A 20,889-nucleotide genomic window follows, 5' to 3' on the forward strand; every position below is an offset into this window, starting at 1 on the left:
GCGGATTAATGTATCGAAGCAAGACATCTTCGTTGCAATTTAGCCACACCCGCCGATGCAAACAAATCAACCTCTATTTCCGAAGGAACCGTCCGTCAGAGGCGGCGTTGTTTGATCCGAAACGGGAGTTACCCCGGCACATTTGCCGGTCCTTATTCAGGAGGAATATGAGAATGAAGAAGTGGCATAACTTGTTCGCGCCGATGGTGTCGGCCGCCGCCTTGATGGTGGCGTTGCCTTCGCTGGCAATGGCACAGGATGGCGAGATCAAGACCGCTTCCGGTCCGTATCTGGGCCTGTCGGCCGGTTACAACTGGACCCGCGACACCAATGTAAATGCTGGTACTGCCCTCAACAGCATGGATTTCAGCGAAGGCTATACGGGCATTCTGGAAGGCGGCTATCGCTTCGATAACGGCCTGCGTCCGGCCCTGGAGGTTGGCTATTCCACCGATGTGGTCGACAAGATCACGGGCGGCCCGGTTGGCCGTTACGGCAGCGGCGGCAATATGAGCGCCATCACCATCATGGGCGTGGTGAATTATGACTTCCATACCGGCACGGCCCTGCGCCCCTATGTGAATGCCGGTGTCGGTCTGGCCCGCCTGCATATGGACCGCGTTGGGTCCCTGTCGGCCCCCGGCGTGCTGTATGATGATTGGGACAGCACCTTCGCCTGGCAGGTGGGTGCCGGCTTCTCCTATGCCGTGGCCGACAATATGGATCTGACCGTCGGCTATCGTTACCTGGATACCGACAAGGGCACCTTCAAGGCTGGTACCCAGCGTGCCAAGGCCGATTACCGCAGCCACTCTGCCCTGATCGGCGTGCGCTATGTCTTTGGTGCGCCGGAACAGGCGCCGGCCCCCACCCAGGTCGCACCGCCGCCCCCGCCGCCGCCGCCGCCCCCCCCGCCGCCGCCCCCGCCGCCGGTAGCCGCCCCGGCGATCACCCGCAACTTCACGGTCTTCTTCGACTTTGACAAGGCCACCCTGTCGGCTGATGCCCAGGGCGTGCTGCAGAACGTGGCGCGCGATGCCAAGGCCGGCAAGATCGTCAACATCACCGTCAGCGGCCATGCCGACACTGCCGGCTCGGCCCAGTACAATCAGCAGCTCTCGCAGCGCCGCGCCGAAGCGGTCCGCGAATATCTGCTGAGCCAGGGCATGGGTTCCGCCCAGATCAGCGTTGAAGCCAAGGGTGAAACCGACCTGCTGGTGCCGACCGCCGATGGCGTGCGTGAGCCGTCCAACCGCCGCGCTGTCATCATCTTCCCGTAAGACCAGCCAACCCGCTGATCTGACGGTGTGATGAACATCTGAACGGGGGCGCGACCTGCCAAGGGTCGCGCCCCTTTTCTTTTGGTTCTTTGGGCTTATACCAATCCCCCTTGATCGTGACCGATCCAGGGGGATTTTGCGTTCCCTCATGCGCCGGGCGCCCGCATCCGCGGGCTTGGCTTGCGCGCCACGTGGCGCGGGCTGGCGGTCGCCAGCCTCCAATCCGCCAAGGGTCAAACCCTCGGCGGATTGGTATTATGCAAACGGCATGGGCCGCGCGGCGGCCGTCGCGGCATTATCTTCGGTCCTTGAGCCATAGCCCCAAAAAGAAATGGCGGGGCCGAAGCCCCGCCATCCCACTTAACACTGTACTTGGCTCTAAGATCAGAACTTGATCTGGGCGCCCATGAAAATGTAACGGCCCATGGCGTCGTAGGTACCCGGATAGGTATTGCCATTGCCATAGGTGCCGGCAATCGTCGACGACACCGGCGGATCCTTGTCGAACAGGTTGTTGACACCGGCGTTGAGGGTCAGGTTCTCCGACGCATTGTAGCTGACAGCCAGGTCGAAGTAGTTATAGGCATCGAACTTGCGGTTGATCGGCAGCACGGTGCCCTTCAGCAAGGTGTCGGACGAAGTAGCTTCGTTCTTCACCGAACCGATATAGCGCCAGGTGAGGGAGACGTTCAGGTCCAGCGGTGTGGCCCAGGTGGTGCGAAGCTTGTGGCGCCATTTCGGCGTCGGGATTTCGCAGTTCGAACCATGCAGGCCGGCGCAGTTATACTTACCGTCACCAGCAACCGGTTCCTTGACGAAGGTGTCAACCCAGGTACCCGCCAGATTGAAGCCCAGCGAGCCCATGTTGTTTACGCCAACATCTTCCAGATCAAGGCGATAGCTGGCTTCCAGGTCGATACCGGACGATTCCAGCGAACCGAGATTGTCATAGAAGGCATCGACATAGGCGTTGTCACCCAGCCACAGGCTGCCCGAGGTCGGGTCGCGGTGGATCAGGGAGCAGTAACGCTGGTTGCCGGTGGTGGCGCAGGTATTGACCGCGATGCCGGACGGGATACGGTCGATCACGTCCTTGATCTTGATCTTGAAATAGTCAACCGACAGCGAGAAGCCTTCCAGAACCGCCGGCGTGGCGACAAAGCCGACCGAATAGGTATCGGAGGTTTCCGGATCCAGGGTCGGCGTACCGCTGTTCAACGCGTTGTACTGAGCCGCGCTGTTATCGATGATGCGACCATACTGCGACGCCTTCACACCGGTGCGGGCGCACTGGGCCAGCGTGTAGGTGGGGTTGGCGCCGGCGCAGGGATCTTCATCCATCGAGAAGAGGCCGATACCGCGCACCGAATACAGCTCCTGCACGTTCGGCGCACGAACGGCGCGGTTGTAACCGCCACGGAAACGCAGATCTTCCACCGGGGCCCAGTCACCGCCGATCTTGTACGTGTCGGTACCGCCGAAGTTGGAGTAATCGGAGTAGCGATAGCCCAGATCAAGGGTCAACTGCTTCACGAACGGCGCATCTTCCACCAGCGGAACACGCAATTCGCCGTAGACTTCCGTCACATCGAAGCCACCATCGACGCCCCGGGTCGGGCCACCCTGGCCAGCCAGATCGCCGGATGCGAACATCGTATCGACGGTGCGCTTCAGATATTCTTCACGATATTCAGCACCCAGCGCGATGGCGATACCGGTGGTGGCCGTCGGCAGGGTCAGACCATAGTCACCCAGATCCTTGGACACGTTGGCGCTGGCGATCTTCTGTTCAGTATAGCCACGCTGGAAGCCGGGGGTCTGGACGAAGGCCAGCGCTTCCTTGGTGACGCCGCCGGGCGTGAAGATATTGTAGGGGACGCAGCCATTAGCGGCATTGCGGCAGACGATGTTGCCGCTGCTGTCGCGGACCGCATCCAGCGCCTGAAGCGTACGGGAGACCGAGAAGTCGTTATAATAGGTCTCGGCAAAATTCACGCGGGCATACTGGCCATAAACATCATAGGACCAGCCGGCGAAATCACCCCGGAAACCGCCAACCATGCGGTAGGAGGTGTGTTCCAGATCGTCCTGACGATTACCGCCTTCCACATTGCGGCGCAGGATCGTCATATCGACGCTCTGGCCAGCCGTGGGGCTGCTGCCGCAAAGCTGGGTGCGCTGAGCGGCGGTCAGCATCGGGTTGGCGCAGCTGATGGTCGCCACTTCGCCGAAAATGCCCGACGGCGCGATCTGGGCGACCGTCTGGTCGTTCATGAACATCAGCTGCGTATAGGCAGTGACATTCTCGTTGATTTCGTACTTGCCGAAGCCACCCAGCGTATAACGCTCATCCGGACGCTGGAAGTAATTCAGCGGGCCATAGTTGAACGCATCAGCAGCGGTGTAGCTGCGGAAAGCACCGGTGGAATTGTTGACAATGGCGTTGGCCGTCAGGCCTGCAGCCGACGGAAAGGCGTCGGTATCAACAAAAATATGCGTCGGGGCGGTGGTACCGGAACCGGCGCAGGTGAAGCCTGCGGCATTGGCACCCAGCGTACAGGCGGAATAATCACGCTTGGCCTGGGTGATCGGGTCGATCTTGCGATAACCGGCATACAGGGTGACGTTGCCACGGCCATCTTCCGTGGAAGCACCCATCACCACCGTGGCATCACGGGTGAAGCCATCGGTCACGCTGTCATCGGGCATCGCAAAATTACGGCCGCGGACGACATCGCCGATCTTGCTGTCGTTATTGTGCTGATAGAAGGAGAATTGATAGTCGAAAGCAACGCCTTCGAAATCCTGCTTCATGATGAAGTTCACAACGCCGGAGATAGCGTCGGAGCCGTAAACGGCGGAGCCACCGCCGGTCGCCACTTCAACACGTTCGACCAGGGCGGACGGAATCTGATTGATATCGGGTGCCACAGCGCCAGTGCCCGGGGAGCCGGCCGGCAGGCGGCGGCCATCAACCAGAACCAGCGTACGCACGTCGCCGAGATTGCGCAGGTTGACCGTCGCGGTACCGGTCGCGCCGTTCGAGACACCGCCGGTCTGGGTGGCGAAAGACTGCGGCAGCTGATTGATCAGGTCTTCAACGCGGGTGGTGCCGCTCAGCTTGATTTCTTCCTGGCCGACCGTGGTGATCGGGCTGGTGGAAACCAGGTTGGGGGAGGCGATACGCGAACCCGTGACAACGATTTCGTCTACCTGATCCTGCGCCATGGCGGGCAGCGCCGGCAGGGTCATCATGCCAACGGCGGCGCCGGCCAGCAAAAGGCTGCGCACGGACCGCGACGGATATACGGACTGCTTCATCTATCTCTTTCCCTTGTTCAGACGCCCTTGTCGAACGCCGCATTGGGTTGCCCTTAATCCCGCGATCCACCCCGGTTGCGTCCGGATAGACCAACGGGCCCCGCCCTTATGATGGGAAAGGCGGGCCGCATGGCTGCTGCCCGCAAATAACAATCTAATCGCTCGCGCTTGCAATAGGTGTTTCACATCGGTGACTCAACATTGCTCAAGACCGTTGCAGTTTTGCACTCCTCGAACCGAGGGACGCATGTTTTTGAACAAAATTTGCGCAGAGAGCGCAAATTGACAGCAGTGGCCGTAACCACGCCGTTACAAACCAGCAACATGCACCCCCGGCCTGTCAAAAATCCTTCTCTTGCACTGCAAAAATCGTTGCCAATGAAACAGATAGCGCCTGCCGGTCGCGTGCATCGGCATCGGCCAGCAGGCGCGCCACTTCGGGTTGCCACTGTGTGCTGAGGCGCCCCACGGACAGCAAATCCCCACGAATCGTCAGGTTGAGGGAGCGGCGCAGATCATCCAGCGTGGCCTGGTGAAGGTCGCGGCTAGCAACCCAGGCATTGCGGCTGGTGCGGTCCACCCAATGGGCGGCGCGCAGGGTTTCCAGCATGTCGGAAATGATGATGCTGCCCACGGGAATGCGCGCCGCCAGGGTTTCCCGCCGCACCCCCACCCCCAGTCTGGCGGCGCGGTGCAGTTCGGCCAACACGGCCAGAGCCACCACCAGCCGGTGCCCGGACAGCAGCCCGTCGGCCCCGCCCTCTGTCATCCGCCCGGCCCGCCATTCCGGCAGTGTTGCTGTTAGTTCTGCCCCGAACAGAACCACCGACCAGACGGTGTAAAGCCAGAACAGGAAGATCGGCACCACCGACAAGGCGCCATAGATGGAGGCGTAGGTGGGGAACAAAGTGACGTAGAAGACAAAGCCGGCCTTGGATATTTCTGTCAGTAAAGCTGCCACAGTCCCGCCGGCCAGCGCATCCCGCACCAGCACGTCCCGGTTGGGAATGGCCAGATACATCACGCTATAGGCCAGCACTTCTGCCGCGAAGGTGGCAAGCGTCCAGAGCAGGGTCAGGCCCGGCGCGCCAGCCGCCTGGGCCTGTGCCACGATGCCGGCGCCCACCGACAGGCTGGCCCCCATCAACAGGGGTGTCATCGTCAGCACTGCCCAAAAAGAGAGCAGCCGTGTCACGAAGGGGCGCGGCTCCACCTGGCGCCAGATGCGGTTGAACGCTGTCTCAATGGAGAAAAACAGCAGAATCGAGGTGACGAAAAGGCCGATGGCGCCGAATCCGGTCAAGGCCCCGGCATTGGCCATGAATGTCGATGCATAGGTGTGCACCTGATCGCCCACCTGCGGCACCAGCGTCTGGAACAGCAGGCTTTCCGCCTGTTGCCGCATCCGGCGATAAGCAGGAAACGCCGTGAAGATGGCGAAGGTGACGGTCAGCAGCGGCACCAGGGCCAGCAGCGTCGTATAAGTCAGCGAACCCGACATGATGAAACCGCCATCGCGGCTGAACCGGCGTACCGTATGGGCAATGATCGCCCCGGCATCGGTCAGCAACCGCCAGGGTCGCCCATCCTGCTTTCCTGCCAACCGTGCCATGATGCCCCGCATCAGTGCCCCCATTTCCGCCACCCGGCTTCCAGCCGCATCCGTTTGACCCTTATGAACGTTCGTGTAGGATGCGCGCCAATTATGGCCACGCCGTGCCTCCCCCGCAGACACGGCAAAGGCCATGCTGGAGAGCAAGAGAATGAGCAATACAGCAACCGTCACGACCCCGGCCGTCGGCACCCTGATGCAGGGCAAGCGCGGCCTGATCATGGGGGTCGCCAACGACCGTTCCATCGCCTGGGGCATCGCCCAGGCCGTGGCCGCCCAGGGCGCGCAATTGGCCTTCACCTATCAGGGCGAGGCCCTGCTGAAGCGGGTAAAGCCGCTGGCCGACCAAGTGGGATCGGACATCCTGCTGCCCTGCGACGTGACGGACGAGGCCAGCATCGACGCCACCTTCAAGGAGATCGAGGCGAAGTGGGGCGAGATTGATTTCGTCGTTCACGCCATCGCCTTTTCCGACAAGAGCGAGCTGGACGGGCTGTATCTGAACACCAGCCGGGCCAATTTCCTGCGCACCATGGACATCAGCTGCTATTCCTTCACCGCCGTCGCCCAGCGCGCCGTGCCCCTGATGAAGGAAGGCGGCAGCCTGCTGACGCTCTCCTACTATGGGGCGGAAAAGGTGATGCCGCACTATAATGTGATGGGCGTGGCCAAGGCCGCCTTGGAAGCCAGCGTGATGTATCTGGCCAATGATCTGGGTCCGAAGGGCATCCGGGTCAATGCCATCTCCGCCGGCCCGATCAAGACGCTGGCCGCCAGCGGCATCGGCGATTTCCGCTATATCCTGAAATGGAACGAGCTGAACGCCCCGCTGCGCCGCAACGTGACCATCAACGAGGTCGGCAATAGCGGCCTGTACCTGCTGTCCGACCTGGGCGCCGGCGTGACGGGTGAAAACCTGCATGTCGATGCCGGCTATCACACCGTTGGCATGGTGCAGGTGGATGCTGCCGTGGAAACCGGCAAGCTGCTGGCCGGCATGGGCGAGGGCTGATCACATCATGGCGGGCAACAGCTTCGGCACCTTGTTCCGGTTCACCACTTTCGGCGAAAGCCATGGCCCCGCCATCGGCTGCATCGTGGATGGGGTGCCGTCGCGCCTGGCGCTGGATGAAGCGTTCATCCAGTCCTTCCTGGACAAGCGCAAGCCCGGCCAGAACAAGTACGTCACCCAGCGGCAGGAGCCGGACCGGGTGCAGATCAAGTCCGGCGTGTTTGAAGGTGTCACCACCGGCACGCCGATCATGCTGTTCATCGAGAACGAGGACCAGCGGTCCAGGGATTACGGTGACATCAAGGACAAGTACCGCCCCGGCCATGCCGACTTTACCTATATGGCGAAGTACGGCATCCGCGATTACCGGGGCGGTGGCCGGTCCAGCGCGCGGGAAACCGCCAGCCGCGTGGCCGCCGGTGCGGTGGCCCGCCGCGTGCTGGAACAGGCCGGCCCCATCAGTATCCGCGCCGCCATGGTGCAGATGGGCCCACACAAGATCGACCGTAGTCGTTGGGACTGGGCCCAGGTGGACCAGAACCCCTTCTTCTGCCCCGATCCGGTGGCGGCCGCCCAATGGGCGGAATATCTGGAAGGCGTGCGTAAGGCCGGATCATCCACCGGTGCGGTGATTGAGGTGGTGGCCTCTGGCGTGCCCGCCGGCTGGGGCGAACCGATCTATGACAAGCTGGACAGCGATCTGGCCTGCGCCATGATGACCATCAACGCTGTAAAGGGTGTTGAAATCGGTGACGGCTTCGACGCCGCCGCCCTGACCGGCGAAACCAATGCCGATGAAATGCGCATGGGGCCGGATGGCAAGCCGGTTTTCCTGTCCAACCATGCCGGCGGCATTCTGGGCGGCATTTCCACCGGGCAGGATATTGTCGTGCGCTTCGCCGTGAAGCCCACCAGTTCCATCCTCACCCCGCGTCTGACCGTGGATATCCATGGGAATGAGACGGAGATTCTGACCAAAGGCCGGCATGATCCCTGCGTCGGCATCCGGGGTGTGCCGGTGGGCGAGGCCATGATGGCCATTGTGCTGGCCGATCATTTCCTGCGCGCCCGCGCATTGGGCTGAAAGCGGGGACCGGCAAACCGGTCCCCATCAGCCATCTTGATCGCAACCGATCAAGGGAGGTTTTGCGTTCCCTCATGCGCCGGGCGGGTGCATCCGCACCCTTGGCTTGCGCCGCATGTGCGGCGGGTTGGTATTACTTCCGATAGGCCAGACGCAGATTACCCCAGCGCCGGCCATTCACGGTGATGGGGGCATCAACCTCCATCAGGCGAACGGTCTGACCGCCGCCCATCTCCCGCATATAGGTTTGGATCAGGAAGGGCCGGCTGTTGCGTGCGGCGGCGACGCCGGCATTATCGTCAAACAGTCGGCGGTGCCGGCTGTGCTGCAGGTTCCAATCCCTGTCCCCCTTGCGATAGGGCTGGGAATATTTCTTGTTGTGCGTCGGCAGATAGCCGGCCGCATTCACCGCCGCGCAGAACTGGACATTCGGGTCCATCGACAGCAGGGCTTCCTGCACCTGCGGGAACAGCGCGTCGGTCAACCCGGTAAAGGCAGCCTCATATTGCTGGGGCTCCGTGCCCTGCACCAGTTTCAGATCCGTGGAAAACAGGGCTTCTTCACTGATCTGGCCGCTCGCCACGGCGTCGGCCAGTAATTGGCCAATCCGCTCCCCACCTTCCTGCGCCGCCTTCACGAACCGGCCTTCCTGATCAATCAGCTTCTGCACATGGTTTCGCAGCTTCGCCGACATGGCAGGGGTGGTTTCGAAATTCAAATGGATCCCCATGTTGGTTGCCCCGACGACCCGTGCGCCGACGGCCCCGACCTCAGGGATATCCACCTGCATCAGCATGGCCGCAGCGAAGTCCACATCCGGCAGGGGGGCAAGCAGGCCGCCTTCCTCCGACAGGTCCTGCAACCGCATGGAATGGGTGTGCCCACCCGCCATCACCCGCACCGGCATATCGGTGGGTATGCGATCCAGGGAACGGCGGTCACCCGCAACAGACTGCCGCAGGGTCGTCAACAAGCGGTTGCGCAGGGAGCCAAAAGCCTGATGACTGTCCTTGACGCCCATCTCAACTTCCTGCGCCACAGTGCTGGCATCGTCGATCTCTCGGCTGATCTGGATCACGCTGCTGGACACCTGCGCGGAGCCGGCCGCGGATTGCTCCGCGTTACGCCCGATTTCCGCGCTGGCCGCCGATTGCTGCGTCACCGCGTCTGCCGTCGCCGCCGCCGCCGCGTTGATTTCCTCCACGACACGGATAACAGCCCGGATGCCTTCGACACTGCCATCAACGGCCTGATGAACGGCGGCAATGCGCCTGGCGATATCGTCGGTGGCGTTGCGGGTCTGGGTGGAAAGGCTTTTCACCTCGCCTGCCACCACGGCAAATCCCTTGCCGGCATCGCCGGCACGCGCGGCCTCAATCGTGGCATTCAGGGCCAGCAGGTTGGTTTGCGCCGCGATCTCCGCGATCAGGCCGACCACCTGTTGAATTTCCGTCGCCGCCTCGGCCATGCGCTCAACGGCCTGCTCTGCATCGCGGGCAGAGCTGACGGCGCGCACCACCACCTGACTGGACAAGGCCGCCTGCCGGGTGATTTCATCCCCCGATGCCCCCAATTGCTCCGTCGCTGCCGCCACATTCTGGGCATTGGCGGAGCTTTGTTCCGCAATGGCGCTCAAGGTGGTGGCATTGCCGCGCACTGCCACCATGGCGGAACCGAGACGACCAATACCGGCAACCACGCGCTGAGAGCTTTGTTCAACGCCCTGCCAGGTTGCCAGCAGGTCCGCCTCCACCGTCTGGATCGTTTCCAGCAGGCGATAGCGGGTCTCCGCCTTGGCCTTGGCATCATTGACCAGCCGTTCTTCACCGCTGAACGCCAATTTGGCACTGGTTGCCCGCAACTGGCTGAACAGTCCCTGGAATTCCCGTATCCGCGTCATCTCGATGCGGGTATCGAATTGCTGCCCGGCGATCGCCTCGAATGCCTTGCGCATCGCGCTCAGCGGGCTGTTCAGCGTCCGTGCCAGCCACCAGCCGGACAGCAGGGTGATCGCCAGGACCAGCAGCCCGACAACGACCTCCACCCACAGCAACGCCCGATTTTCCGCTTCGCTTTCTGCAATGAAGGTCGGACCATGGGCCATCTGAATATCAGTCAGGATGCTGATCACATCCGTCACGGGATCGATGGTCTGATAGAGGTGGTTCTTCACCAGATCATCAAGCTTGGCTCGGTCCTGGGCCTTCATGGCCGCCAGCAGACCGTCCACCGTCTGGTTGGCCGGGCCAACCAGTTGCGTGACCTTGGCGACGTTTTCCTTTTCGTCATCGTCAAAGGCGGCGGATGAGAAAGCGCTCCACTCTCTCTCGATATCCGCCCGTGCCTTGGTGATGGACTGGATCCCCTGATCCCAGGTGAAATTACCGTTGCGCACCTTGTGCGAGGCATCAACGATGAACACGGCGTATGCGTCGGAGACGATCTTCAAGCGCCGCAGATGCTCCACCGCTTCGGTATTCAGTTCCACCAGCCGATCATGTGCATCGTCCGATGCACGATCACCAATCACACCGATCGCCAATTGCAGCATCAGCATGATGCCAAAGACCAGCAGCAAGCGCCCGGCAATGGAATCGAACCAGCGGCGGGCCGTTGCCACAACCCCGGTTCCCTCCACCCGTCCTTCCTTCAGGTTTGCACCGGCATCTGCTTGGCGCAGCGTGGCATAGAGTGCTTCCGCCTCTGCGATTTCCGCGCGCGATACTTTGGAGCGGATGGAGATATAGCCAACCACCTCCCCTTTTTCGACAAAGGGGGTGACATTGGCGCGCACCCAGTAATGGTCGCCATTCTTGCAGCGGTTCTTCACCATCCCTTCCCAGGGATGACCGCTCTTCACCGTGGCCCACAGGTCGGCAAAGGCCTGTTTGGGCATGTCGGGATGGCGAATAATATTATGCGGCTGTCCGATCAGTTCAGATTCCGTAAAGCCGCTGATGGCCATGAAGGCGTTATTGACAAAGGTGATGCGCCCCGCCGCGTCGGTCCGCGACACGATCAGATCACCATCAACGACCTCGACTTCACGATTGGTAACTGGCCCGTTGTCGCGCATGAATGGTCCCCGCTCCCGAGGCTATGACTTGCCCCCAATTTCTTTCGTCAAAGTAGTTGAACGCCCCATCAGCGCTATATCCAACGACCTATCCGACCGGTTACAGAACCGGCAGGATAGGTGGCTTTTGTTCCAGGGCCGGAAGGGGGCCGCTGTACCGCCCCTTAACTTTGCCACCGCCGGCACCGATGTTACGCGCCCATCGTTTCTGCCCGCAGGCCGCCCATCATGCCCTATGCCCCCTTGCGCGATTCCATCACCAAGCTGGAAGAAAGGGGCCTTTCACCGGGGGGACGGTAAAAGGAGTGGCTGGCCATACATCCCTAAACCGCCCCCAGCACACCCAGCGTCAGCGCCATCACCACACTATAACGCGCCAGTTTCCCCAAAGTGACCAGCATCACGAACAGGGAAAACCGCACGCCCAGGCTGCCGGCGGCGACCGTCAGCGGATCGCCGATGATGGGTGCCCAGGAAAACAGCAACGTCCAGGCACCATAGTGTTGGAACAGCGCTTCCCCCCGCGCCAGCTGGGCGGCCGTGACGGGGAACCAGCGCCGGCCGACCAGATGGCGCATCCCCCGGCCCAGCCAGAAATTCACCACCGAGCCCAGCACATTGCCCAGCGTCGCCACCGCCAGCAGCAGCCAGGGCGGGTGTGCCCCCTGCACTGCCAGGGCGACCAAGGCCGCCTCTGACCCGCCGGGCAGCAGGGTGGCGGCGGTAAAGCAGAGGCCGAACAGGCCGATCAGGGCAGGATCAACCAAGATTTCCAACATCAAAGCCGGTTTGCCCCCTTCACGGCGGGCGCGGGCAAGCTACACTGGCCACCGGCCGGAAGCCCGTTCCAATTCCATTTCCAAGGACCGATCCATGCGCAAACCCGCCCTTCACGCCTTCGCCCTGGCCGGCCTGCTGGCCCTGCCCCTGCTGGGGGCCGGCATGGCCGCCGCCCAGGTGGCGGCACCCACGGTTTCCGTCACCGATACCAAAGACCTGCCGCAGCCGCTGCCGCTCCCCTATGACGAGGAAGCCAATGCTGATGCGGAGGTGGCCGCCGCCTTTGCCCGCGCCAAGGCCAATGGCAAGCGGGTGATGCTGAATTTCGGCGGCGACTGGTGCCCGGATTGCCGCGTGCTGGCCGGCATCATGGAGTTGCCGGAGGTGAAGAGCTTCCTTTCCGCCCATTATGAGCTGGTGAAGGTGGATGTGGGCCGCATGAACAAGAACCTGCAGATCCCGGCGAAGTACGGGGTGGAAAAGCTGCGCGGCGTGCCCACGGTGATGATCATCACCGCCGATGACAAGGTGCTGAACGCCACCAACAGTGCCGAACTGTCCAGCGCCCGCTCCATGACGCCGCAATCCATCGCCGACTGGCTGGCCAAATATGCCGCCCCGGTGAAAAAGGGCTGAGGCGATGGCCGTGGAACCGATGCTGTTTGCCGGCGGGCTGGTCTTTGACGGGCTGGCCCCGCCACGGCCCGGGCTGGGCGTGCTGGTGGGCGATGGGCGCATCGCCGCCATCGCCCCGCTGGCGGAATTTGGCGGCTTTGCCGGCCCACGGGTGGATACCACGGGTGCCACCCTGATGCCGGGGCTGGTGGATGCCCATGTGCATCTGGGGCTGGAGGCGACGGGCGATGTCGTCACCACCCTGCGCCAGCGCAGCGTCGGTGACATGGCCCTGCGCCTGCTGGAAAATGCCCAGGACACGCTGGCCGGCGGCATCACCGCCATCCGCGATCTGGGCGGGGTGGAATGGCTGGAAGTGTCGGTACGCGATGCCATCCGCCAGGGTCGCCACCAGGGGCCAACCATCCGCTGCGCTGGCAAGGTGCTGACCATTACCGGCGGCCATGGTTCCTGGATCGGGCTGGAATGCGACGGGCCGACCGATTATGTGCGCGGCGTGCGGCTGAATGTGAAGCACGGGGCCGACTGCATCAAGCTGATGGCCACGGGCGGGGTGCTGACCGGCGGGGTGGACCCGCTGGCGCCGCATCCCAGCACCGAAGAACTGGCCGCCGCCACCCGCACCGCCCATGATTTCGGCCTGAAGGTGACGGCCCATGCCCAGGGTGCCCGCGGCATTGCCCGCGCGCTGGAAGCCGGGGTGGACAGTATCGAACATGGGTTTGAACTGACCGATGCCATCATCGCCACCATGCTGGAAAACGGCACCTATCTGGTGCCCACCCTGGCGGCCATGCAGGCCCTGCTGGCGTTGAAGGACCGGCTGCCCGCCTTTGCGCGGGACAAGGCGGAACGGTTCAGCGGGATGCATTTCGCCAGCTTCAAGCGCTTTGTGGCGGCCGGCGGCAAGGTGGCGCTGGGGACAGATGCCGGCACCCCCGGCAACCAGCATGGGGAAAATGCGCAGGAACTGGCCCATATGGTGGCCCTGGGCATGGACCCGCTGGCGGCCCTGGTGGCCGGTACCAGCAACGCCGCCGACCTGCTGAACCTGCCCGACCATGGCCGCCTGATCAGCGGGGCGGTGGCCGACCTGCTGCTGGTGCCGGGCGACCCGGTGGCGGATATCAATGCGGCCGCCAACCCGGCCCGGCATCTGGGCATCTGGAAAGGCGGGGTGCCGGTGGCACGGCGGGGCAAGGCGGTGGCCGCCTTCGATCCGGCCCCGGCATCGGCGGCAGGGTTCTGATCATCGGGTGCGGGCGCAGTACCGCCCGCACCCGGCATCACAGCACCCGCCCCAGCGCCTGGTTCGCCAGTTCGCCCGCCGCACTGACGGGCTGATCAGCTTCCCGGCGTTCAGAATAGCGATCCACCAGCGTGGCCGCATGGGGGCGCAGCAACACGGTGAAGCGCACCAGCTCTTCCATCACATCGACGATGCGGTCGTAATAGGCGGATGGCTTCATCCGGCCATCGGCATCGAATTCCTGGAATGCCTTGGCGACGCTGGATTGGTTGGGGATGGTGAACATCCGCATCCAGCGGCCCAGAAGGCGCAGGCTGTTCACCGCGTTGAAGCTCTGCGAGCCGCCGGAAACCTGCATCACCGCCAGGGTGCGGCCCTGCGTCGGCCGGATGGAACCCATGGCAAGCGGCAGATGGTCGATCTGCGCCTTCATGATGCCGGTAATCTGGCCATGGCGTTCGGGGCTGCACCAGACCTGCCCGTCCGACCAGATGGCATGGTCGCGTAGCTCATGCACGGCCGGATGGTCATCGCCCTTCACCTGATCAGGCAAGGGCAGATCGGACGGATCGAAAATGCGCGTCTCCGCCCCGAAATATTCCAGCAGCCGCGCCGCCTCCTCCACCGCCAGACGGGAGAAGGAGCGGTCGCGTAAGGAACCGTACAGCAACAGGATGCGCGGCTTCGGGTCCAGCAGCCCCAACCCCAGGCCCGGCAGACGATGGGCATAGGCGGGATCAAGGGCCGGCAGGTGATCAGGATTGCTCAATTGACGCAGACGGGACATTAAGCCTGCTCCTTAACCGGGGCTGAGAGGGGAAACCAGCGGCGGCCTAGCCACAGGGCCAGTTGCACCATCAAGATCAACACCGGCACCTCCACCAGCGGGCCGATGACGGCGGCGAAGGCCACAGGCGAAGCCAGACCGAAGGCGGCAATGGCCACGGCGATGGCCAGTTCAAAATTATTGCCCGCCGCCGTGAAGGCCACGGCGGTGGCGCGCGGGTAATCCGCCTCGATCAGCTTGCCGGTGAAGAAGCTGACCAGGAACATGATGAAGAAATAGAGCGTCAGCGGCACGGCAATGGCCAGCGCGTCCAGCGGCAGCCGCACGATATCGGCCCCCTTCAGGCTGAACATGGCGACAATGGTGAACAGCAGGGCCGCCAGCGTCAGCGGGGAGATGCGGGGCAGGAAGCGGTTTTCATACCAATCTTCCCCCTTGGTGCGGACCAGCACCCGCCGGGTCAGGAAGCCGGCCAGGAAGGGAATGCCCAGATAGATCAGCACTGCTTCTGCAATGGTCTGGAACGACACGTCGATGACGCTGCCCTCCAGCCCCAGCAAGGGCGGCAGGAAGCCCAGGAAGAACCAGGCATAGGCGCTGAAAAACAGGATCTGGAAGATGGAATTGAAGGCCACCAGCCCCGCCACATACTGGTTGGAGCCACAGGCCAACTGGTTCCAGACCAGCACCATGGCGATACAGCGGGCCAGACCGATCAGGATCAGGCCCGTCATGTAATCCGGCCGGTCATGCAGGAAAATCACCGCCAGCGCGAACATCAGGCAGGGGCCGATGATCCAGTTCTGGATCAAGGACAGGGCCAGGATACGCTTGTCGGCGAAGACCTGGGGCAATTCCTCGTACCGCACCTTGGCCAGCGGCGGATACATCATCAGCACCAGCCCGATGGCGATGGGGATGTTGGTGGTGCCCACCGACAGCCGGTCGAGTGCGGCCGGCACCCCGTCGAACAGGCTGCCCAGCACCAGCCCTAGGGCCATGGCGGCAAAAATCCACACGGTCAGAAAACGGTCCAGAAAGGACAGGCGGCGGGTGGGCATAGCCATGATCGGGGCAGCCTTCGATGAGAAACGGGGGAAAGCGGATCAGCGCAGACGGTGACCGGCCGCATCCACCACGGCCTCCCCATCCTCCTTGGTGAAGGCGGCCTTCTGTGCTGCGGGCAGGATATCCAGCACCAGTTCCGACGGGCGGCAGAGGCGCATCCCCAGCGGCGTCACCACGATGGGCCGGTTGATCAGGATCGGATGGGCCTGCATGGCATCCAGCAAGGCATCATCCGACAGGCTGGGATCATCCAGCCCCAGTTCAGCATAGGGGGTGCCCTTTTCCCGCAGCACCGCCCGCACCGGCACGCCCATGCGGGCGATCAGGTCGGCCAGCACCGCCCGGCTGGGCGGGGTCTTCAAATATTCAATCACCACCGGTTCCACGCCGCTGTTGCGGATCATGGCCAGCGTGTTGCGCGAGGTGCCGCAGGCGGGGTTGTGATAGATGGTGATGTCGGTCATGACAGGGCTTCCTGCTGTGCCATTTCCACCAAACGCCGTTTCACTGCCAGCCGGTCGAGCGAGGCGAGCGGCAGGTTGACGAAAAGCTGCAGGCGCCGTTCGATCTGGCGGTAAATCTCGGCCGTGAAGGCCGCCTTTTCCGCATCGCTGCCGCCGGCCGACGACGGATCGGTGAAGCCCCAATGGGCGGTCATCGGATGACCGGGCCAAATGGGGCAGACTTCCCCGGCGGCGCTGTCGCAGACGGTGAAGATGAAATCCATCTGCGGCGCATCGGCGCCGGCAAACACGTCCCAGCTTTTCGACCGCAATGCCGAGACATCGTGCCCCAGATGGGCCAGCAGATCATGCACGAAGGGGTTGATGCGGCCCGATGGCTGGCTGCCGGCACTGAATGCCCGAAAGCGGCCCTTGCCAAGCCGGTTCAGAATGCACTCCGCCATCATGCTGCGGGCGGAGTTATGGGTACAGAGGAAGAGGACATTGTAGGGCTGATCACTCATCTCACGCTCCGACAGGGATGGGGTGGGGGGCGTCCGGGCTGCAAGCGGGTGTGCAGACGCCAACCGCCGCCAGCAGCCCTTCCCCGCACAGTTCCGGCCGGCCGCCACAGCAATCCTGCACCAGGAAGGCCAGCAGGCGACGCGTGCCGTCAAAATCCGGCGCGTAATGGATATGGCGCTGTACCCGCCAGGAACGTAGCAAGCCCGCCCGTTCCAGCATGGCCAAATGATGCGACAGGGTGGAGGGTGCAACGCCCAGGCGCTGCGCCACCTCCCCCGCCGTCAACCCATCCGGCCCCACCTGCACCAGCAGGCGGAAAATGCCCAGGCGGGTTTCCTGGGACAGGGCGGCGAACGCCTCGGTGGCAGCTTTGATTTCCATATTTCAACGATCATCGAAATGATAACGGGAGTCAAGCCCCGAAAAGAACCCCGGCACCCGCCGGCCGGGCCTGAGGGAACGCAGAATCGTCCTGGATCGGTCTCGATCAAGGGATATTTGTGTAAATCTGGTTGGTTCCGGACAACGAAAAAAAGGGCGGCCCGATGGACCGCCTTTTTTCATGCCGTCAGCAGATTGCCGGTGGTGACCAGCACTTCCCGTCCGGCAATGGACAGCAATATGTCGCCCGGCCCGACATAGCGGCATTGCCGGCGGGACCAAACGGGGCCATCGGTGCCGGCGTGGCAGAGATGGCGTTCGCCTGTGGCCGGGTCCATCACCGTGGCCACATGCTGGCCGGTCGTCACCTGATCCCCCAGCGCCACATGATAAAGCGCCACGCCGCCCACCGGTGCGCGCACCCGGTCCACGGCGGCCAGCGGGGTGGCAAGGGCAAGGTCCGGTTCCATTGCAGACGCGGGCAGGTTCAGCACCCCGCGCCAGGCCAGATGGCCCATGATGGCGACGGAATCATGTGCGGCCAGCCCATCATCCACATCGCTTTCACCGCGCAATTCCACCGTGGTGGCGTGGCAGCCGACGGAAATGGGGGTTTCCGGCGTGTCGAACAGGGTGCGCAACCGGTCCCAGGGGGTGGAACAGGCCTCATCAAACGGCTCCCCCCCCGAACTTTCCGCCAGCAGGGCGGCCAGACAGCCCAGGCGGGCGGCCAGATCGGCAAAATCGGGCCAGCAGGCCGGGGTGGTGTAGAGATGCATGGCCGCTTCGCTGTCGCAATGCAGATCCAGCATCAGATCGGCATCGACCGCGTTCAGCAGCAGCAGGCGGCGCAGGGCGTCGGCCTCCGTTCGTGGGGTCAGGGCCCGGGCGGCATCGGCCAATGCCTGCTGGATCAGCCGGCGGTTGCTTTCAGCATCCGGCCCCAGCTGGCCGATGCGGCCATCGCGCAGGGCCTGGGCCACCGGTTCCCACAGATCGGCGAAGCTGCGGTTGAAATTCACCCCGGCGGCCAGATCGAATCGGCCCAGATGCGTGCCCAGCAGCATCTGGTCCAGCCCGATCGGGTTGGCCATGGGCACCAGCACAATTTCCCCCGTTACAGCGCCGACGGCATCCAGTTCACCCAGCTGCTGCACCAGCAGCTGCGCCACCAGCATCCCTGGCAGTTCGCCGGCATGGAGCCCCGCCTGGATATAGGCCTTGGGCCGCGCGCCCGGTTGGCCGAAACGGTGGATGCGGACCGTGCGGCTGGTGCCGGGGCGACCATGCGGCAGGGTGATGGTGTCGATGGCGTGTGTCATGGCCCCGGATTTGGCCTCAAGCCCGGCCGATTGTCCATTCACCTTTGCAGCCCGGCCGCTTCATGGCATGGTCTGGTGTGGTTGCATGTCAGATATGGATATCGGCTTGAAGGCGATGGGCGGATGGCGGGCGGGGGCGCTGGCGGCGGCCATCCTGCTCTATGGCGCGGCCAGCGCCCCGGCCCCGCCCGGTCTGCGCCTGCAGGAAATGCTGATCTTTGCCGGGCTGATCCTGTTCATCGGCTGGCGCGGGCCGCTGCTGCTGGCCAGCGGCCTCTCCCTGTTCAGCCGCCGAACCGGCCCTGGACTGGCCTTTCGCATGGCCTCGCTGGTGCTGATGGCCCTGCTCTGGCTGGGGATGATTCGGGGCCTGTGGAATGGCTGGGGCATCACCGACATGGTGCGGGATGTCCTCCCCTTCCTGTTTTTGTCGCTGCCTGTGCTGCTGGCGCCGGGCCTGTCCCGCCTCTCTCCGGCGCAGTTCACCCGGATGGTGGATTGCGCTGGCTGGGCCGGCTGCGCCCTGGCCCTGCGCTGGTGGGTGGGGGCGGGGATGGCGCTGTCGGCGCTGGGCAGCACGTCGTTAGGGGAGGGTAAGGAGTATCTGCTGAACAGCGCCCTGGTCCCCTTCGCCGGTGTCTGGCTGTGCCTGCGGGCCGTGTCACGGCCGGGCGGTGACGCGGCGCGGCTTTGGCGGCTGAGCCTGCCGCTGCTTTATGGGCTGGGCGGGCTGGCCTGTCTGCTGGCGCTGGCGGCCACCATTCACCGTGCCGCACTGGGCCTGTCGCTGCTGGCCATCCTGCTGGGCCTGTGGCGGGTGCTGGCCCGCCGCCCGCTGTTTGCCCTGTTGCTGGGCGGCGGGCTGGTGGTGCTGGTGGTCGCGGCCGGGGTGCCGCTGGCCGGTGTGGCCGGGCTGGTGGCGGCCAAGACCGAATCGGTTGGCCTCAACAACCGGGTTGGGGAGGTGCTGGCGGTACTGGATCAGGTGGGGCGCGATCCGCTGGCCTTTCTGATCGGTGATGGCTGGGGGGCACTGGTGGCCAACCCCGCCGTCGGTTATTGGCGTGTCTCCTACACCCATAGCGCGCTCAGCTATTTCCTGTTGAAGGTTGGGCTGCTGGGGCTGGTGGGGATGGCGCTTTACGTTGGCACTCTTGCGGGACAGGTGGCGCGGCAGGCGATCGTGCTGCCCATGCTGTTCCTGGCGGCGGCCCCCTCTTTGCTGATCGGCTGTTTTCTGCATACAAGTTTTAAATATATCTGCTTCAGCCTCATCCTCTCTCTGGTCGTGTCTATGCCAGAATCACCCTTTACAAGGGAGAAAATGGAATACACTCTCTTGATATAGGTGATGAAAAGAGTAGTCAGTCGCCGTGCCGGACAGTATCGCCGCCCCAATCGACTTTTCCGTTTCAGCCCCTGGGCTGGCGCCATTGCTGCTGGCGTTGGGGCGGGCGTGGCACTGGCTGCTGTTGGCCACCCTTTCCGGTGCCGCGCTGATGTCCCTGGCGCTGCATGTCGTGCCGCCGCAATTCACCGCCACCATGGTGGTGGGGCCCACTGGGCGCAGCGGACCGGCCGCCATGGGCCCCCGCACCCCCGCGCTCACCCCGGCCGCCGGCCGGAACATTGCGGAGCAGGGCACGGCGGATGAGCTGGTGTCGGATTTCGCCCGCTATCTGGCCTTGCTGACGTCGGTGCCGGTGGCGGAGAAGCTGGTGGGCGATCCGGCGATCATGCGGGAGATTTTCCGCACCGCCTGGGATGAGGAGGCGGGGCAGTGGCGCCCGCCGACCGGGCTGATCGCCCGGTTTGGGCGGGGTTTGCGCTGGCTGGCCGGCCATCAGACATGGGCGCCGCCGGATGCAGCCGATCTTGCCCGCCATCTTAAACGCCAGCTTGCCATTGAATCCGTTTCAGGTGGGCCGCTGCGCCGGCTGGTCTACCGCCATGAAAAGCGGGATTTCGCCATGCTGCTGCTGACCCGGCTGCATACGGCGACAGAGGCGCATCTGCGGGAAGAGGCGGTGCGCCGGGTGAAGGCGGAAATGGGCCATGTCGGCCGCCGCCTGGAGGGCCTCTCCAATATGGAGAATTATCGGGCGCTGTCCGCCCTGCTGGGGGAACAGGAACGGCTGCTGCTGATGCTGGATGTCGGGCTGCCCTACGCGGCCGATGCGCTGGAGGCGCCATCCTCCCTCAGCCTCGCCGACTGGCCCAACCCCATTCTGCTGGTTCCGGCCGGGGCGGTGGGCGGGCTGTTCCTCGCCCTGTTCGGCATTGGTGCCTATCATGGCTGGCGGCGGGGGTAGG

At 63.7% G+C, this 20,889-nt stretch carries 17 protein-coding genes; 7 read left to right on the top strand and 10 right to left on the bottom strand.

What is annotated here, in order from left to right; all coding sequences use genetic code 11:
* The first annotated feature begins 173 nt into the window (after positions 1 to 173).
* Complete coding sequence (locus PCJ49_RS18180) at positions 174 to 1,280, top strand: OmpA family protein (RefSeq protein WP_269912185.1); 1,107 nt, start codon at positions 174 to 176, stop codon at positions 1,278 to 1,280.
* A 384-nt stretch (positions 1,281 to 1,664) separates the two neighbouring features.
* Here PCJ49_RS18180 and PCJ49_RS18185 read toward each other — a convergent pair whose 3' ends face one another.
* Both PCJ49_RS18185 and PCJ49_RS18190 read right to left on the bottom strand, forming a co-directional pair.
* On the bottom strand, positions 1,665 to 4,601 hold the full coding sequence (locus tag PCJ49_RS18185) for a TonB-dependent receptor (protein WP_269912186.1): 2,937 nt from the start codon (positions 4,599 to 4,601) through the stop codon (positions 1,665 to 1,667).
* A 340-nt stretch (positions 4,602 to 4,941) separates the two neighbouring features.
* Entirely contained in the window at positions 4,942 to 6,372 is a 1,431-nt protein-coding gene (locus PCJ49_RS18190) for a YihY family inner membrane protein (protein ID WP_269912187.1), read from the bottom strand.
* Here PCJ49_RS18190 and fabI point away from each other — a divergent pair.
* Complete coding sequence (gene fabI / locus PCJ49_RS18195) at positions 6,365 to 7,225, top strand: enoyl-ACP reductase FabI (RefSeq protein WP_269912188.1); 861 nt, start codon at positions 6,365 to 6,367, stop codon at positions 7,223 to 7,225. The genes PCJ49_RS18190 and fabI overlap by 8 nt on opposite strands.
* A 7-nt stretch (positions 7,226 to 7,232) precedes the next feature.
* On the top strand, positions 7,233 to 8,309 hold the full coding sequence (gene aroC / locus PCJ49_RS18200) for a chorismate synthase (protein ID WP_269912189.1): 1,077 nt from the start codon (positions 7,233 to 7,235) through the stop codon (positions 8,307 to 8,309).
* Positions 8,310 to 8,442: 133 nt separating this feature from the next.
* On the opposite strand, the gene PCJ49_RS18205 is transcribed toward aroC, so the two are convergent.
* Complete coding sequence (locus PCJ49_RS18205; RefSeq protein WP_269912190.1) at positions 8,443 to 11,325, bottom strand: methyl-accepting chemotaxis protein; 2,883 nt, start codon at positions 11,323 to 11,325, stop codon at positions 8,443 to 8,445.
* Positions 11,326 to 11,708: 383 nt separating this feature from the next.
* Positions 11,709 to 12,164: a YqaA family protein gene (locus PCJ49_RS18210; RefSeq protein ID WP_269912191.1), complete on the bottom strand. Its 456-nt coding sequence runs from the start codon at positions 12,162 to 12,164 to the stop codon at positions 11,709 to 11,711.
* 94 nt (positions 12,165 to 12,258) lie between these two features.
* Here PCJ49_RS18210 and PCJ49_RS18215 point away from each other — a divergent pair, with 94 nt between their 5' ends.
* Positions 12,259 to 12,801: a thioredoxin family protein gene (locus PCJ49_RS18215; protein WP_269912192.1), complete on the top strand. Its 543-nt coding sequence runs from the start codon at positions 12,259 to 12,261 to the stop codon at positions 12,799 to 12,801.
* Positions 12,802 to 12,805: 4 nt separating this feature from the next.
* Complete coding sequence (locus tag PCJ49_RS18220; RefSeq protein WP_269912193.1) at positions 12,806 to 14,050, top strand: amidohydrolase family protein; 1,245 nt, start codon at positions 12,806 to 12,808, stop codon at positions 14,048 to 14,050.
* 37 nt (positions 14,051 to 14,087) lie between these two features.
* Here the strand turns inward: PCJ49_RS18220 and arsH are convergent, their stop codons facing one another.
* From arsH to PCJ49_RS18250, 6 genes are all read right to left on the bottom strand, one after another.
* Positions 14,088 to 14,837 carry an arsenical resistance protein ArsH gene (gene arsH, locus PCJ49_RS18225; RefSeq protein ID WP_269912194.1) on the bottom strand — a complete coding sequence of 250 codons (750 nt, stop codon included), beginning with the start codon at positions 14,835 to 14,837 and terminating at the stop codon, positions 14,088 to 14,090.
* The gene (gene arsB / locus PCJ49_RS18230) at positions 14,837 to 15,898 is read right to left on the bottom strand and encodes an ACR3 family arsenite efflux transporter (RefSeq protein ID WP_347710441.1); all 1,062 of its coding nucleotides are present in this window, start codon (positions 15,896 to 15,898) and stop codon (positions 14,837 to 14,839) included. The genes arsH and arsB overlap by 1 nt, the downstream gene beginning before the upstream one ends.
* A gap of 45 nt (positions 15,899 to 15,943) precedes the next feature.
* Positions 15,944 to 16,369, bottom strand: a complete 426-nt coding sequence (arsC, locus tag PCJ49_RS18235; protein WP_269912196.1) for an arsenate reductase (glutaredoxin) — start codon at positions 16,367 to 16,369, stop codon at positions 15,944 to 15,946.
* Positions 16,366 to 16,872 (bottom strand): arsenate reductase ArsC, encoded by a 507-nt coding sequence (locus PCJ49_RS18240; protein WP_269912197.1) that lies wholly within the window; start codon positions 16,870 to 16,872, stop codon positions 16,366 to 16,368. Before PCJ49_RS18240 ends, arsC begins: the two co-directional genes overlap by 4 nt.
* A gap of 1 nt (position 16,873) precedes the next feature.
* Positions 16,874 to 17,254, bottom strand: coding sequence for a winged helix-turn-helix domain-containing protein (locus PCJ49_RS18245; protein WP_269912198.1), 381 nt, complete (start codon positions 17,252 to 17,254; stop codon positions 16,874 to 16,876).
* Between the two features lie 179 nt (positions 17,255 to 17,433).
* A complete protein-coding gene (locus PCJ49_RS18250) occupies positions 17,434 to 18,576 on the bottom strand; it encodes a succinylglutamate desuccinylase/aspartoacylase family protein (RefSeq protein ID WP_269912199.1) in 1,143 nt (380 codons plus the stop codon).
* An 85-nt stretch (positions 18,577 to 18,661) separates the two neighbouring features.
* Here PCJ49_RS18250 and PCJ49_RS18255 point away from each other — a divergent pair, with 85 nt between their 5' ends.
* Positions 18,662 to 19,924: a hypothetical protein gene (locus tag PCJ49_RS18255; RefSeq protein ID WP_269912200.1), complete on the top strand. Its 1,263-nt coding sequence runs from the start codon at positions 18,662 to 18,664 to the stop codon at positions 19,922 to 19,924.
* 25 nt (positions 19,925 to 19,949) lie between these two features.
* The gene (locus PCJ49_RS18260; RefSeq protein ID WP_269912201.1) at positions 19,950 to 20,888 is read left to right on the top strand and encodes a hypothetical protein; all 939 of its coding nucleotides are present in this window, start codon (positions 19,950 to 19,952) and stop codon (positions 20,886 to 20,888) included.
* The last annotated feature ends 1 nt before the right edge of the window (position 20,889 follow it).

The sequence above is a fragment of the Niveispirillum sp. BGYR6 genome, from assembly GCF_027568365.1.
In the GTDB taxonomy this organism is placed as follows: domain Bacteria; phylum Pseudomonadota; class Alphaproteobacteria; order Azospirillales; family Azospirillaceae; genus Niveispirillum.

Excerpts from the sequence above, each read along its gene's own strand:
- PCJ49_RS18255 (WP_269912200.1), top strand. The coding sequence starts at position 18,662 with ATGTCAGATATGGATATCGGCTTGAAGGCGATGGGCGGATGGCGGGCG.
- PCJ49_RS18180 (WP_269912185.1), top strand. The coding sequence starts at position 174 with ATGAAGAAGTGGCATAACTTGTTCGCGCCGATGGTGTCGGCCGCCGCC.
- PCJ49_RS18210 (WP_269912191.1), bottom strand. The coding sequence starts at position 12,164 with ATGTTGGAAATCTTGGTTGATCCTGCCCTGATCGGCCTGTTCGGCCTC.
- PCJ49_RS18185 (WP_269912186.1), bottom strand. The coding sequence starts at position 4,601 with ATGAAGCAGTCCGTATATCCGTCGCGGTCCGTGCGCAGCCTTTTGCTG.
- aroC (WP_269912189.1), top strand. The coding sequence starts at position 7,233 with ATGGCGGGCAACAGCTTCGGCACCTTGTTCCGGTTCACCACTTTCGGC.
- arsC (WP_269912196.1), bottom strand. The coding sequence starts at position 16,369 with ATGACCGACATCACCATCTATCACAACCCCGCCTGCGGCACCTCGCGC.
- fabI (WP_269912188.1), top strand. The coding sequence starts at position 6,365 with ATGAGCAATACAGCAACCGTCACGACCCCGGCCGTCGGCACCCTGATG.
- PCJ49_RS18245 (WP_269912198.1), bottom strand. The coding sequence starts at position 17,254 with ATGGAAATCAAAGCTGCCACCGAGGCGTTCGCCGCCCTGTCCCAGGAA.
- arsH (WP_269912194.1), bottom strand. The coding sequence starts at position 14,837 with ATGTCCCGTCTGCGTCAATTGAGCAATCCTGATCACCTGCCGGCCCTT.
- PCJ49_RS18250 (WP_269912199.1), bottom strand. The coding sequence starts at position 18,576 with ATGACACACGCCATCGACACCATCACCCTGCCGCATGGTCGCCCCGGC.
- PCJ49_RS18215 (WP_269912192.1), top strand. The coding sequence starts at position 12,259 with ATGCGCAAACCCGCCCTTCACGCCTTCGCCCTGGCCGGCCTGCTGGCC.
- PCJ49_RS18220 (WP_269912193.1), top strand. The coding sequence starts at position 12,806 with ATGGCCGTGGAACCGATGCTGTTTGCCGGCGGGCTGGTCTTTGACGGG.
- PCJ49_RS18240 (WP_269912197.1), bottom strand. The coding sequence starts at position 16,872 with ATGAGTGATCAGCCCTACAATGTCCTCTTCCTCTGTACCCATAACTCC.
- arsB (WP_347710441.1), bottom strand. The coding sequence starts at position 15,898 with ATGCCCACCCGCCGCCTGTCCTTTCTGGACCGTTTTCTGACCGTGTGG.